Source organism: Erythrobacter sp. Dej080120_24, from assembly GCF_036322605.1.
Lineage (GTDB): Bacteria > Pseudomonadota > Alphaproteobacteria > Sphingomonadales > Sphingomonadaceae > Erythrobacter > Erythrobacter aurantius.
Genome location: NZ_AP027262.1, coordinates 2,887,066 through 2,901,454, shown reverse-complemented (window position 1 = coordinate 2,901,454; position 14,389 = coordinate 2,887,066). Strand labels below are relative to the sequence as shown.

Below are 14,389 nucleotides of genomic sequence, written 5' to 3'. Positions count from 1 at the left end.
GACCGAGGGCGGGAGTGCCCCCGACGGTATCCGCGCGTGATCCCCCACGTGGATTGCGGATGCCTGTTACTGTCAGGCAAAGGTGTTGGCCGCGGCTCGGCGATGGACGAAAGGGCGCAGGTCATGCGGTCTCCCCTTCGAGCAACGCCTCGGCGAGGCAGTCTTCTGTAACTTTGGCGAGGCCCTGACGGCGCGCCGTACGCTCTGCAGCGTCGCGCAGCCTCTTGGCCGCTGAAATCCGGATCAGGACGGGCTGCTTCTCGACCAGAAGATCAAGCCGCGCCTTTGCATCATTGTCCCACGTCAATTCGCTCTGGCTGCGCGCCGGAGTCGCATCGACCTTGTCCATGTCGGTGGCGAGCGGGAGGATGTGGAACAGCGCGTCGAACAGCGCATTGCACACTTCCTGCACCAGATAGGTCGCCCCCGAATACCCCATGAAGGGGGTGCCGGTGTGACGGCGGATCGCCGCGCCGGGGAAGCTGGCGGGGATGAATTTCCCGCGCGCCCCGCATTCGGCCATGTACATCCGCTCGTTATAGCTGCCCAGCATCACCAGAGGCGGGTTCGCGTGGATTGCGGCGCGCACATCCTCGTTCACCGGCTTCACCCCGGCACAGCGCGAAAACGCCAGCGCACAGGGAAGGCCCATGTCGTCTTCAAGGAAGTGACGGATGCCGCGAGCGTAGGTTTCATTGGCGACGATGCCGAAACTGGCGGTGCCGAAGAAATCCTGCGTGACGGAGCGCCACAAATCCCACAGCGGCTTGATCGTGGTGTGCTTCTCACGCTCGATAAAGGGTTCGGGATCCAGCCCCAGCTCCTCACCAAGCGCCCGTAGGAACTTGGTGGTCGAGGTCAGGCCGACAGGCGCCTGGAAATACGGACGTTCCAGCGTCTCGCACAAATTGCGGCCGAACTCGCGGTACATGCAGACATTCGCGTCTGCGGTGCCGAGCTGGCGGATATCGGCGAGGTGGCAACCCAGTGGGAAGACCACGCCGACTTCTGCCCCGATGCCTTCGATCAGGCGGCGGATCTCGGCAAGGTCCGATGGCATGTTGAACATGCCGTAGGACGGACCGATGATGTTGACGACGGGCTTTTCGCCCTCTTTGCGCGGTTTGGGCTGAGGCGCCTTCTTCGGCCCGAATTCGGTCCAGAGCCAGGTCAGCGCGCGGTCGGCGCTTTGCCACTGGTCCTCGTCGATCGTGCGCGGCAGGAACCGCTTGATATTGGTGCCTTCGGGCGTGACGCCGCCGCCGATCATCTCGGCGATGGAGCCGGTGACAACCACGGCGGGCAGTTCTGGGTCGAGCGTCTGCCATGCGCGTTTCATCGCGCCTTCGGTTCCGGTCTTGCCCAGTTCTTCTTCGCCCAGTCCGGTGACGACGATGGGCAATTCATGCGGGGGCAGGGCGTCGGTGTAATGCAGCACCGAAGTCACAGGCAGGTTCTCGCAGCCAACCGGGCCATCAATGATGACCTGAAGCCCCTTCACCGCGGTGAAGACGTAGGTTGCGCCCCAATATCCACCGGCGCGGTCGTGATCGAGAACGAGGGTCATGTGCCCACCGCCTCGGACGCCTTGCGCGCCGCTTCGTTCAGTGCCGCATATTTCTTGCGGAATTTGGGCCGGTCGACCGGCACGTCTTCCCAAACCCCTGCGGCGTGTTCCGTCCCGACCCCTTCAAAGAAGTCGCGCATCGCGTCAAAGCGGGCCTTGTTGCCCATCGCCGCGTTGATCACGGTGGCAAGGCTGCCTGCGCCTGCCGGACCCATCAGAGGGCGGGCCGAAATCAGGTTGGTGAAATAGAGCGACGGGATCGCCTTGGCCTTGGCATGTTGAACCACCGGAGTGGTGCCAACTGCCAGATCGGGGCGGAATTCCTCTACCGCGGCGATATCGTCTTCGAGGCTGGCGCGGAAATTGACCTTCACGCCCCGTGCCTCAAGCCATTCGCGATCCGCGTCGGACCATTTGGTGCGCGGGCAGGCGCTGCCGACATAAGGCACGTCCGCGCCGCTTTCGATCAGCAGGCGCGCCACCAGCAATTCGGAACCTTCATAGCCCGATACGGTCACGCGGCCGTTGATCGGGGAACCTGCAAGCGCGCCCTTGATCGCGCCGATCATGGCGTTCTTAACGCCCGCCACCTTTTCGGCAGGCAGGCCCAGCGTATCGCCCAGCGCATCCAGCCATGCGGCGGTGCCGTCTGCGCCGACAGGCGCGGAGCCGATTACCGGACGACCAGCGGCTTCGAATTCGCGGATGCTGGCGGTGTAGAACGGGTGGATCGCGGCGGCGACGCTGCAATCGAGCGCGGCGTAGAGTTCGCGCCACTCGCGGGTCGGGACAACCGGCCCGGCGGCGAGCCCCAGCGGCTCGAGCATTTGCCCGATCACCACCGGATCAGCCGGGAACATCTCGCCCAGCAGGGCCACAGTCGGCTTGTCGCTACGTTCTTTCGGCGCGGCGACCGGCCCGGCGGCGACTTCCTCGCGCGCATATTGCAGCATGGCGCCGGCCAGGACGTCCTTTGCCTCTGCATGGGTCGGAATGCCGAAACCGGGAACGTCGATGCCGATGATGCGCACACCGTTGATCTGCTTCTTCAGCAGCCTCAGCGGCACGCCGCTGGCGGTGGGAACGCACAGGTTCGTCACCACGATCGCGTCGTAATGTTCGGGATCGGCAAGGCCTTCGACGGCTTCCTTGATATCCTCGAACAACTTGCCGGTTACGAGCGTTTCGGAAGAAAAGGGCACATAGCCCACCGTCCGCCGCGCGCCGTAGAAATGCGAAGTGAAGGTAAGGCCGTAAACGCAGCAGGCGCTGCCCGAAAGGACTGTCGCGGTGCGCCGCATCCGCAGGCCGACGCGCAAGGACCCGAACGCGGGGCACATGCTCTGCGGCTGATCATGCGGGCCGACGGGATAGTCGGCGGCATATTGATCGAGAATGTCGCTCTTGCCCGCCTGACGCGCGGCATCGCGCATCGTGTCCTTGCTGGCGCAGCCGCCTTCTGCCGGTGCGGCCTGATCGTTCTGACCAAGGTCGATCCGGTCCGGGGCGCGCATCGCAGTTTCCTGGGCGTTCGAGGCGGGTTGGTCGGTCATCAAATGTCGTCGTAGACGACCTCCAGTGATGGCTTTTCCTCAAATATGCCGCCGCGCATATCGGCCTGGGTGGCTGGGATCAGTTCGACATTTCCGCCCGTGTCTTCGGGACTGAACAAGCCGAGCAAGCCATCCTGGTCCAGCGGAGAGGGCTGGCGCGGCGGCGCCTCGGCGACGTTCGTGGCGAGCTCTTCGAAAAGGCTGCCCCATTCGCCACCGGGCATTCCGATGATCTGGTAATTGGCGCTCTTGCGCCGGATGTCCTCGTTCGCGGGGATTGCGGTGAGCACGGGAATGCCGACAGCGTCGGCGAAGGCTTGGGCTTCGCCTGTGCCATCGTCCTTGTTCACGATCATGCCCGCGACGCCGACATTGCCGCCCATCTTGCGGAAATATTCGACCGCGTGGCAGACGTTGTTGGCGACATAAAGCGATTGCAGATCGTTCGATCCGACAACGATAACCTTCTGGCACATGTCGCGTGCGATCGGCAGACCAAAGCCCCCGCACACGACATCGCCGAGGAAATCGAGCAGGACGTAATCAAAGCCCCATTCGTGGAAACCGAGCTTTTCGAGCAGTTCGAACCCGTGGATGATCCCGCGCCCGCCGCATCCGCGACCGACTTCGGGGCCGCCCAGTTCCATGGCGAACACGCCGTCGCGCTGGAAGCAGACATCCTCGATCGTCACTTCCTCGCCCGCGAGCTTTTTCTTGGATGATGTTTCGATGATGGTCGGGCAGCTCTTGCCTCCGAACAGCAGGCTGGTGGTGTCGCTTTTCGGATCGCAGCCGATCAGCAGCACGCGCTTGCCCTGTTGCGCCATCATGTAGCTCAGGTTGGACAGGGCAAAGCTCTTGCCTGATCCGCCCTTGCCATAGATCGCGATGACCTGCGTCTCGCTCTTGACCTCTCCGGTGTGGACCGGATCGGGCTCGTGATCGGCTTCTTCACGCAGGGCTTCGGCTTGGGATTCAAGGATGCTCATGCCGCGTCCCTCCATTCGAGAACCATTTTAAGACAATCCGGATCGGTGAAGGCCTGCGGATAGGCATCAAGCGCTTCCGTCGCGGGCCTGCGGTTCGAAATCAGACCATCGAGATTGAGTTTTCCGTCTTCGATCAGAGCGCGGGTTGCCGCCAGATCACCGGGCTGCCATTCTGCCGCGACGCGCAGGCGCGCTTCCTTCATGAAAGCGGGCGGGAAAGCGAAATTGATGCGGCTGGCGTAAAACCCGGCGAGGGTGATTTCCCCGCCCTTGGCAAGCCGTCCGATCAATTCGTCGAAAATGTCGGCATCGCCGCTGGCATCGCAGATCGAGGCATAGTCGCGCCGTTCGTCCGCATCGGGTGCGATCACCGCGTAACCGGTTGCGCCATCACGGCGTTTTTCGCTGGTTTCCCAGACCGTTGGAGCAGGTGCGCCCATTGCCATGGTAATCCGCGCCAGCAATCGGCCCAGCACGCCGTGTCCGATGATGAGATCGGGCAGAGGACCGCCAGCGATCGCGTGATAGGCGGTGGCCGCGAGCGCGCACAGCACGCCATCGGCTCCCAGCCTTTCGGGTATCGGCAGGGCGCGTGCCGATGGCACGATCACGCGGGCTGCCGTCCCGCCAAACAGTCCGCGCGCGCCGGAATAGCAGTTTGCACCGGGTACGAATACCCAGTCGCCAATCCGGCCACGCGCGTTCGAGCCTGCGTCGACGATCCTTCCGACTGACTCGTAACCGGGCACCAGCGGGTACCCCATACCCGGGAAGCTGGGCATTTGCCCGCTCCAAAGGAGTTTTTCCGTTCCGCTGCTGATGCCGCTCCAGACGATTTCGACGATCACATCGCCCTCACCGGCAGGATTCAACTCGAGGGACTGAAGCGCGAGGCGCTCAGGTCCTTCAAGTATCACTGCCAGAGTGTTCATCATCCTCGCCTCAATTCGCCCCGGACCCCTGCAAGTGCGAGTCGAAGCGACTCGTGCAGTGGCCAAAAGATGATCCCTCACAACGTTTGCTACGCTTTACACTATCAAGTGTCAACCAAAGCAGACACTTTGTTTTCAAGCGAACGCGACAATCACGCTTGCGTTGACCGGTTGCGGGGTTGCGATGGATTGAGTTCGGGCAAAACCCGCCTTGCGGCACATCAGGGCGATTTCCTCCCCGCTGCGGGGGCGGCCGGATCCCATCGCCCAGAGGTAGAAGCCGAAGAATGCCTCTCCCATGCCTTCCGCGCCGGGCACGCAGGCCATCGGTTCCGCTATCAGCAGACGTGCGCCGGGCTTCAGGCTCCTGTGGATATTGGCGAGCAGGGCCGCCGCAGGGCCGTCATCATGATCGTGCAGGATCCGGACAAGCGACACGATGTCGTATCCGCCGGGGATCGGGTCTTCGAAGAAATTGCCCGGATGCGCGCTCACCCGCTCTGGGCCGAATGCGTCTGCCAGCACTTGCTCGCCTGTCTGTGCCACTTCGGGCAGGTCGAACAGGCCGAGGTGGAGGCCGGGGTTGGCCTCTCCCATGCGCCTCAGGAACGCGCCGTGCCCGCCGCCCACATCCAGCAACCGCGCCCGCGCAGGGAAACGGAAACTGGCAAGCACCTGATCCGCCACGAAATGCTGCGAGGCTGCCATCAGCTCGGAATATTCGCTGGTTTGTTGCCCGCGCTCCGCCGCACCGTGCAAGGCTCCGGCATAAGACCAGTAGCGTGAAAGGGCGGTGGGTTCCTTGCGATCCCGGCGCAGCAGTTCCATCGGATCAGCCAGATCGCGGTAAAGCAGCTGGTGATGGCGCACCATCGCCTGCGCTCCCTTGTCCGCCGCCAGCACCGCTCCCTGTTCGCCCAGCATCCACCCGTCCGGCTCCGGTTCCTCCGACAGGCGCAGCGCCCGCGCCGCGCGAAGCAGGGTGAGCGCTGCGTCCGGACTGAGATCAATCCTCGCGGCTACCTCCTGATGACTGACAGGGCCGTCCTGAAGCACATCGAACAACCCGCTTTCGACACAGGCGCGCAACGTCTGTGAATAGGTGAAGCCTGCCACCAGATCGAAGGCGTTACCGGCACGGCTGCGGGCGATGCGATTGATCAGCGGCAGCTTCGCCGCCCAATATTGAAATCCGGGATCGGCAAAGACGGCATTGCGCCGCGCCACATAGCGCACGCGCAATGATTTTCGAGCTTCGTTCGCCATGCGTGATCCCTGTTTGACACTCTTTATGTCCAAATGATTGGACAGATGCTACAGTAAGGTCAATGATATTGTCGGGACTCGCGTTCCTGACTGGCGCGCGACCCCCCGCAGAAGCTGACGGGTGAGGGTGAATGGGCGGCCATGTAGTCGTGATCGGAGCAGGAATGGGCGGGCTTGCCAGCGCCGCCCGGCTGGCCGCGCGCGGTTACGACGTCACCGTGATCGAGAAGGAACAGGACGTCGGAGGCAAGGCCCGGCGGGTCATGATCGACGGCCATCCGGTCGATGCCGGCCCCACGGTCTTCACCATGCGCGACGTGTTCGATGGGATTTTCAAGGAATGCGGGGCGCGGCTGGACGATCACGTCCGCATCCGCCGTGCCGAAGTGATCGCGCGCCACGCCTGGAGCGAGGACGAGCGGCTCGACCTGTTCGCCGATCCGCTCCGCAGCGAGGACGCGATCGGCGATTTCGCCGGAGCGGACGCGGCGCGCGGCTACCGCGATTTCCGCAAGGTCACGCGCAAGATGTACGACGTGCTGAACGAACCGATGATGCGCGGCGACAATGTCTCAAGCCCGCTGCCGCTGCTCTGGCGCATCGGGCTGTGGCGGCTGGATGCCTTCGCCGCGATGCGCCCGCACCAGAACATGTGGAAAGCGCTCGGCGGGTTCTTCCCCGATCCGCGCCTGCAACAATTGTTTGGCCGATACGCCACCTATTGCGGGTCTTCGCCCTTCGCCGCGCCCGCGACGCTGATGCTGATCGCCCATGTCGAGGCGACCGGGGTGTGGCTGATCGATGGCGGCATTCACGCACTGGCGGAGGCGCTGCGCGATGTGGCTCAGGCCAAGGGCGTGCAATTCCGCATGGGTACGGCGGTTGCCGAAATCCTGTCTGAACGCGGGCGCGGGGTAACAGGCGTGCGGCTCGCCAATGGTGATCGCATCACCGCCGATGCGGTAATCTGCAACGCCGATCCCAACGCGCTTGCCACCGGAAAGTTCGGATTGGAGGCCGGCAAGGCGGTTCCTGCCTTGCCGCCGGACAAGCGATCGCTCTCGGCACTGGTGTGGTTTGCCCATGCGCGCACCTCCGGCTTTGACCTGACCCATCACAACGTCTTCTTCTCGCGCGATTACCGCCGCGAATTCGACGAGATCGCCGCCGGTCACCGGCCCGGCGAACCGTCCGTCTACATCTGCGCTCAGGACCGGCCCGGCCATCGCGGCGGCTTTCCGGGCGAAAGCGCCTCCATCGCGCAAGGGCGGCGCGAGCGCATCCAGATCATCGTCAACGCGCCCGCCAACGGCGACACCCATTCCTGGCCACCAGAGGAGATCGAGCAATGCACGCAAGAGATGAAGGCGACGCTCGTGCGATGCGGGCTGACGTTGGAAGACGGGATGCCGCATCAGGTGGCGAGCCCGGCCGAGTGGGAGCGCCTGTTCCCGGCAACGGGCGGCGCCCTTTATGGCAGAGCGTCGCACGGCTCGGCGGCATCATTCCTGCGGCAGGGGCCGCGCACGCGGATGCCGGGACTTTATTGCGCGGGCGGAGCGACCCATCCCTCGGCAGGGGTCCCGATGGCCGCCTTGTCCGGGCTGCTCGCGGCAAAGAAGGTTCACGCGGACCTAAGTTCGACATGGCTATCGAGCCGGGTGGCTACAGCTGGTGGTACATCGATGCGATCAGCGCGGACGGGCGTCACGGGCTGACGATCATCGCCTTTCTGGGCAGCGTTTTCTCGCCCTATTACAAGCGCAGCGGGCGGCACGATCCGCTGGATCACTGCTCGCTGAATGTCGCGCTTTATGGCCCGGATCATCGCTGGGTCATGCACGAACGGCCAAGCACCGATGTGACGCGCGATGCAAGGACGCTGACCATCGGCACCAGCCAGGTGCGCTGGGACGGGACCATGCTCGAAATCGAGATCGAGGAACGCGATACCCGGTTGTTCAATCCGTTCCACCGGCGGGTCTGCGGCAAGGTGCGGGTGTTTCCCGAGGCGCTCAATCCTGCCAGCTTCGCGCTTGATCCCGCGCATAATCACATCTGGCATTGCATGGCCCCGCGCGCCCGGCTCGAGGTGGAGATGCAGCGCCCCGGCCTTTCATGGAGCGGGGAGGGGTATTTCGATCACAACCGTGGCAGCGAACCGCTCGAAAGTGGGTTCAACGTCTGGCACTGGTCGCGCGCGCACATGAAATCGGGCGCTGTGGTCTGTTACGAAGGCGAACGCGGCGATGGCTCGGTATTTGCCAGCGCTATCCGGTTTGACCGCGAGGCAATCCCCGTGGAAGTCGATCTTCCGGCAATAGCCCCGTTGCCGCGCAGCAAATGGCAGGTGGAGCGGCGCACCCGCTCTGAAATCGGCGTCGCCCATGTGCGCAAGACATGGGAGGACACGCCGTTCTACGCCCGCAGCGAGCTGGCCTCAAAGCTGTATGGAGAGGAAGTCGTGGCGGTGCAGGAAAGCCTCGACATGCGGCGTTTCGCATCCCCCGTGGTGCAGTTCATGCTGCCGTTCCGGATGCCCAGACAAAGCGCGAAGTAGCCTAGCCCTCTTCGGGAGTTTCCGCTTTCTTTGCCGCTTCCTCGGCAGCGCGCCGGGCGCGGATTTCCTTCACCTCGCGCCGCATCTTGAGCCATTGCCAAAGGCCAAAGCCAAGCGCGATGCCATAGAAGAACACCAGTTCGATCCAGCCGTAATTCTGCATGGTGTTCTCCGTTTCAGGCGGCGGGCGCCAGATGTTGCGCGGCCAGATCCTCTATCAGCTTCGCGGCCTTTTCGGGCGCTTCCTCATGCGCAAGGTGGCCGAGCCGGTGCAGGACTTCAAGCTGCGAGGTCGGCAGGTTGGCATGCGCCTCGCGCGCCCATTCGAGCGGGATTGTCGCATCCATGTCTGAATGCACCAGCAACACGGGGTTGGTGATTTCGCGCATCCGCGTTTGCAGCGTCGGCAAATCCCAGTTCGCCATCATCGCCAGCGCGCCCTTGGTATGGTGCGGGTTCTTCAGAAGGGTGGAATAACACGCCAGCCCCTCTGCATCGATGCGCGATGCGGTGGAGCGGTAGATGAAACGTTCGCCTTCGCTGCCAAAGCTGGCGGCGGCAGAAAACAGGCGCGGCACGAAGGGATTGACGAACAGCAGCTTGGCAAGCGCGGGGAACAGTTGCGAAGCCGGGCCGGGGAAAGGGCGGAGCGCCGAATTCAGCCCGATAATCGGCCCTTTGAACCCGTGATCGAGCGCCAGTTGCAGCGCCAGCGCTGCTCCGGCGGAATGGCCCGCGATAATATCCGGCTGGAACCCGGTCTGATCCAGCAGGCGTTCCAACGATGCGGCCATGCGCGGCAGCGACATTTCGTCGGGCCGGTGTCCGGTGGTGAAGGCATGACGCGGCAGGTCGGGGGCGAGCAGCTGGAATTGCGGCGCCAGCATCGGCATCAGCCCGCGCCATGAATGCACCGACGCGCCCGTGCCGTGCAGCAGCAGCAGGCGCGGACTGCCCGCTTCGCCCATCTCCTGCACATGCCACGTCGCTCCGCCCACCGGGACAAAGCGGCTGGCGTCGCGGTGAGGCCAGATGCGGCCTTCGCGGTTCCAGTCGAGCGGGCGGCTCATGCCGGAACCGGTTGCGATTGCACGGTAGAGATCGCCTGATGCAGCGCTTTGGCATCGGCGCGGGGCAGGGCGAGGAACCGCGCCAGCATGGCGGTGGCAAGCGCCTGACCTTCAGGCCCCGGCCTTGCCGAGATGTCCACCACCAGCGCGTCGATCCCGTCCCGCGCAATCGCCTTCGCAGCGGCTTCGGCATCCTCGCGCGCTTGCTGGCGTCCGGGCTGGCCTTTCGCATCGAGATTGGCTCGCCCATCGGTCAGGATCACGAGGCTGGGGGTTCGCCCTTTGCCGCGCACCGCATGCGCCACTTCGCGTGCGGCATTGAGCCCCATCGCCAGCGGAGTGCCGCCGCCGCCGGGCAGTTCGGCCAGCGCGCGCTTGGCCCGCGTGAGCGAGCGGGTCGGCGGCAGGATCATCTCGGCGGTTTCGCCGCGAAACGCGATCAGCGCCACTTCGCTGCGGGTGACATAGGCCTGCGACAGCATCAGTTCGACCGCGCCCTTTGCCTCGGCCAGCCTTGCCGCGGCGGCGGAACCGGAGGCGTCGACAGCGAAGATGGTGACGCGCGCGGCTTTTTCTTCGAAGCGGCGAATGCGCAGGTCTTCCTTGCGCATCAGGATCGGCGCGTCGGGATCGGCACCGGCTTCGCGGCGGCGCACGCCTTGCCACGGGACGGCGGCGCGCAGCGTGTCGATCAGTGCCAGTCGCGCACCCCCGCGCGGCATTCCCGGACGCGCACCCAGCGGCTTTCCGCGCAGACCGGACTTGCGCTTTTGCCCCGAACCGCTTGCGCCCGCGCGCTTGGGGGCATTGCCCTTGGCGAGTTGCTCCAGCAGGTCGGGCGGGATCGAAGCAAGCGCGGCTTCGACGATCAGGTCTTTCAGCTCCTGCTCGCTGGGCTGCTGCTCGCTGTCGGATGGCGTATCGTTGCTGTCGGGCGGAGGAGGGGGTGGTTCCTCCTGCTCATCTGGTTCCGGCTCTTGCTCCATCGGCGGCAATTGCGTGGCGCGCGGGGCAAGCACCAGCCGCGCGGCGGCTTCGAGGTCGGCCCGTTCGGCGGTCTTTCGGCCCGACAGCGCGGCATGGCCCCGCGCCGCCTCGCTGGCGAAGATCAGCGGGCGTAGCGATTGCACGCCCAAGGCCGCCGCCGTCGCTGCCAGCGCATTCAAATCATCGTCGCACAGCGGTGCGGTATCGCCCCCGCCAGCGTTCAGCGAAGCCACCTCCCATTCGCGGGACAGGCCCAGATCGCAGTGGAACGCCAGCCGTTCGGTGATCGACGGAGGAGGCGTGTCATCTGGCTCTATCCCGTCGTCGAGCAGGATCAGCGCCACCTGCCTGTCGTCCAGCGCCTGCGCCAGCCGTCCGGCCACCGCCTCGCTCAGCCGTTCTGCCATCGGCACGATCAGCGCGCCGCCGGTCGCTTCGGCCAGCAGACCGCGCATTTCCACCGGCTTGCCCGCGGCAAGGCTGGCGGCGATGTCGATCCCGCCCAGCAACCGCTCGTCGTCGACATGGCCGGGCATCTTGCGGCACGGTATTGCCTCGCCCAGCGCCTGCACCAAGGCATCGCGCGCCGGGCTTGATCCGCGCAGCACCATGCCGCCGAATGGCAAAGGGGAGCGGATGAAAAGCCTTGCGGCGAGCAGCGCGTCGTCAAAGGGTGTCGGGGCGTCCCCGGCGTTCACCCGAACAGCTCTTCGATGGCGCGGGTGATGCGCGCGGTCGATCCGGTTTCGTCGAGCACGTCGCGCCGCAGCCTGTGCCGCAGCGCCGAAGGAGCGACCGCTATCAGATGTTCGCGCTTTACACTGCGCGCGCCTTTCAGCGCGGCCAGCGCCCTTGCGGCGCGCATCAACGTCAGTTCGCCGCGAAGGCCGTCAGCCCCCACCGCAAGGCACAGATGCGCCGCATCGGTGAGCAATTCCTCGTCCGGTTCGAGCTTCGCCAGCCGCGCCTTGCCCCGCGCGACCTGTTTGAGGATTTTCTCATCCTCCGCCGCCCATTGCGCCGCGAAAGCTTCGGGATCGCGCTCGTTTGCGGCGACCAGCTTCATGATCGCAACCCGCGTTTCGATCGCTTCGGGCGTGCGCACTTCCACCGACAATCCGAACCGGTCGAGCAATTGCGGGCGCAGTTCGCCTTCTTCGGGGTTGCCGCTGCCGATCAGCACGAATTTCGCCGGGTGGCGCACCGAAAGCCCTTCGCGCTCCACGACGTTTTCGCCCGAAGCCGCCACGTCGAGCAGCAGGTCGACCAGATGATCTTCGAGCAGGTTGATCTCGTCAATGTAAAGGAACCCGCGATGCGCCTTGGCCAGCAGGCCCGGCTCGAACCCCTTTTCGCCCGAACGCAGCGCCTTTTCGAGATCGAGCGAACCGATTACGCGGTCTTCCGTCGCGCCCAGCGGCAGGTCCACGAAGGGCACCGGGCGTTTGCGCAAAGGCCCGCCGCCGCACACATCGGGATAGCGTTCCGCATCCTCTTTCGATCCGCCATAGGGGCAATCGGCATGGGCGGTGATCGGCGGCAAGAGGCTGGCCAGCGCGCGCGCCGCCGTGCTTTTGCCCGTGCCGCGATCGCCGAAAACCATCACCCCGCCAACGCTGGGATCAACCGCAGCGATCAGCAAGGCCTGCTTCATTTCGTCCTGGCCGACGATGGCGGAGAAGGGAAAGCGTGCCATTTCCCCAACCTTTTGAACCCTAATCCCGCGTTCGACAAGGTTTCATGACAGTATGCGTGACAATTTGTCCTGACAGTGCCGGTAAGGTCAGGATTTCGGCTTACGGGTCAGCAACAGCACCGGGATCAGGCCCGCCGCAAGCAGGATCAGCGCGGGGATGGATGCCTCCACCAGCCGTTCGTCGCTGGCGAGGCGATAGGTGCGGGTGGCCAGCGTTTCGAGGTTGAACGGGCGCAGGATCAGCGTCGCGGGCAGTTCGCGCAGTGTGTCGATGAAAACGAGCGCGGCGGCTGCGGCAAGGCTGGGGCTGAGCAGCGGGATATAGATGCGCGCCAGCACCCGGCGCGGCCCCGCGCCCAGCGAACGCGCCGCTGCGTCGAGCGAGGGCGGAATGCGGCTGAGCCCGCCGTCGATCGAATTGAACGCCACCGTCAGGAACCGCACCGAAAGGGCATAGACCAGCACCACGCTTGTTCCCGTCAGGATCAGACCGCCGGTATGGCCGAGCGAATCGCGGGCAAACCGTGTCAGGCCGACATCAACCGCTCCGAGCGGGGCGAGCAGACCCACCGCCAGCAAAGCGCCGGGCAGGGCATAGCCCAAGGTCGAAACCCGGATTGCGGCCGAGGTGGCCGAGCTGTTCGAGCGTGCCTTGGCAAAGGCCAGTACGATCCCGGCGACAAGGCAGGTGATCGATGTGGCAATCCCCAGCCACAGGCTGCCGCTGATGTAATGCGCCAGATCGCCCATCGCGGAGAGAGCGGCATCGCTGCCCGCCATCCACACCAGCGCGCCCGCTGGAATGCCGAACCCCAGCAGCACCGGCAGCGCGCAGGCCATCGTCGCCAGCGCCTTGCCCACAGGGGAAAGAACGATCAGTGCTTCGTCCCGGCGCCCGACCGCCAGCGTATCCTTGCCCGATGTCCGGCCCGAACGGGTGCGCGCCTCGATCACGATCAGGCCGATCACGAAAATCAGCATGATCGCCGCCAGCTTCAGCGCCGCCTGCTTGTCACCCATCGCCAGCCAGCTGCGGAAAATCCCGGTGCTGAAGGAGGGGATGGCGAAATATTCGGCGACCCCGAAATCGGCCAGCACCTCCATCAAAACCAGCGCCAGTCCCCCGGCAATCGCCGGGCGCGCGGCGGGCAGTGCCACTCGCCAGAAGGCACGCGAAGGCGTCGCACCAAGGCTGCGCGCGGCGCGGAACTGGCTTTGGCTTTGTGCCGCAAACCCGGCCCGCGCCAGCAGATAGACATAGGGGTAAAGCACGATGCCCAGCACGAATGCGCCGCCGGGCAGCGAACGGATTTCGGGGAACCAGTAATCGCCGCTTTCCCACCCTGTCGCGCCGCGCAAGGCGGTTTGCACCGGCCCGGCAAAATCAAACAGGTCGGCATAGATATAGGCCGCGATATAGGCCGGAACCGCCAGCGGCAGCACCAATGCCCAGGCGAACAGACGGCGTCCGGGGAAACGTGCCGCGGCCACCAGCCAAGCCGTGCCTGTGCCGACAACGGCGGCAATAGACCCGGCCAGCACCATCAACAGCATTGTGTTGCCGGTGTACCGCGCCAGCACCGTGCGGGCGAGGTGCGCGATCGCCTCCATCCCGCCACTGGGCGCGGAAACCAGAATGGCGAGGATCGGCAGCGCAGCCAGCGCGGCCAGCGCCAGCGCGCCCGAAGTCCAGCGATCAAGCCGGATCAAGGGCGCGTGCACGGCAAGCCTTGCACCGGACGGGGCGGATTGCGTAAGGCGGCTCACCG

12 protein-coding genes are annotated in these 14,389 nt (G+C 65.0%); 2 read left to right on the top strand and 10 right to left on the bottom strand.

Translation table 11 applies throughout. From position 1 onward, the window contains the following. Positions 1-121: 121 nt before the first annotated feature. The 5 genes from bchZ to AABA34_RS13925 all read right to left on the bottom strand — a co-directional run bounded on the left by bchZ (position 122) and on the right by AABA34_RS13925 (position 6,307). A complete protein-coding gene (bchZ, locus tag AABA34_RS13945; protein WP_338303102.1) occupies positions 122-1,567 on the bottom strand; it encodes a chlorophyllide a reductase subunit Z in 1,446 nt (481 codons plus the stop codon). Then, positions 1,564-3,120 (bottom strand): chlorophyllide a reductase subunit Y, encoded by a 1,557-nt coding sequence (bchY, locus tag AABA34_RS13940; RefSeq protein WP_252258395.1) that lies wholly within the window; start codon positions 3,118-3,120, stop codon positions 1,564-1,566. Before bchY ends, bchZ begins: the two co-directional genes overlap by 4 nt. Next, the gene (locus AABA34_RS13935; RefSeq protein WP_034955767.1) at positions 3,120-4,109 is read right to left on the bottom strand and encodes a chlorophyllide a reductase iron protein subunit X; all 990 of its coding nucleotides are present in this window, start codon (positions 4,107-4,109) and stop codon (positions 3,120-3,122) included. Before AABA34_RS13935 ends, bchY begins: the two co-directional genes overlap by 1 nt. After that, a complete protein-coding gene (gene bchC / locus AABA34_RS13930; protein ID WP_338304751.1) occupies positions 4,106-5,041 on the bottom strand; it encodes a chlorophyll synthesis pathway protein BchC in 936 nt (311 codons plus the stop codon). Before bchC ends, AABA34_RS13935 begins: the two co-directional genes overlap by 4 nt. 135 nt (positions 5,042-5,176) lie before the next feature. After that, complete coding sequence (locus AABA34_RS13925; RefSeq protein WP_338303101.1) at positions 5,177-6,307, bottom strand: methyltransferase; 1,131 nt, start codon at positions 6,305-6,307, stop codon at positions 5,177-5,179. Between the two features lie 131 nt (positions 6,308-6,438). Here AABA34_RS13925 and crtD point away from each other — a divergent pair, with 131 nt between their 5' ends. Both crtD and AABA34_RS13915 read left to right on the top strand, forming a co-directional pair. Further along, complete coding sequence (crtD, locus tag AABA34_RS13920) at positions 6,439-8,025, top strand: 1-hydroxycarotenoid 3,4-desaturase CrtD (protein WP_338303100.1); 1,587 nt, start codon at positions 6,439-6,441, stop codon at positions 8,023-8,025. Continuing rightward, positions 7,953-8,867 (top strand): hydroxyneurosporene dehydrogenase, encoded by a 915-nt coding sequence (locus tag AABA34_RS13915; protein ID WP_338303099.1) that lies wholly within the window; start codon positions 7,953-7,955, stop codon positions 8,865-8,867. Before crtD ends, AABA34_RS13915 begins: the two co-directional genes overlap by 73 nt. Before the next feature lies 1 nt (position 8,868). On the opposite strand, the gene AABA34_RS13910 is transcribed toward AABA34_RS13915, so the two are convergent. From AABA34_RS13910 to AABA34_RS13890, 5 genes are all read right to left on the bottom strand, one after another. Next, positions 8,869-9,030, bottom strand: coding sequence for a hypothetical protein (locus tag AABA34_RS13910; RefSeq protein ID WP_338303098.1), 162 nt, complete (start codon positions 9,028-9,030; stop codon positions 8,869-8,871). Between the two features lie 13 nt (positions 9,031-9,043). Then, entirely contained in the window at positions 9,044-9,937 is an 894-nt protein-coding gene (bchO, locus tag AABA34_RS13905; RefSeq protein WP_338303097.1) for an alpha/beta fold hydrolase BchO, read from the bottom strand. Next, positions 9,934-11,622 (bottom strand): magnesium chelatase subunit D, encoded by a 1,689-nt coding sequence (locus AABA34_RS13900; RefSeq protein WP_338303096.1) that lies wholly within the window; start codon positions 11,620-11,622, stop codon positions 9,934-9,936. The genes bchO and AABA34_RS13900 overlap by 4 nt, the downstream gene beginning before the upstream one ends. Next, positions 11,619-12,620, bottom strand: a complete 1,002-nt coding sequence (locus AABA34_RS13895) for an ATP-binding protein (protein ID WP_252258386.1) — start codon at positions 12,618-12,620, stop codon at positions 11,619-11,621. The genes AABA34_RS13900 and AABA34_RS13895 overlap by 4 nt, the downstream gene beginning before the upstream one ends. Positions 12,621-12,707: 87 nt before the next feature. After that, entirely contained in the window at positions 12,708-14,387 is a 1,680-nt protein-coding gene (locus tag AABA34_RS13890) for an ABC transporter permease (RefSeq protein ID WP_338303095.1), read from the bottom strand. Positions 14,388-14,389: the final 2 nt, after the last annotated feature.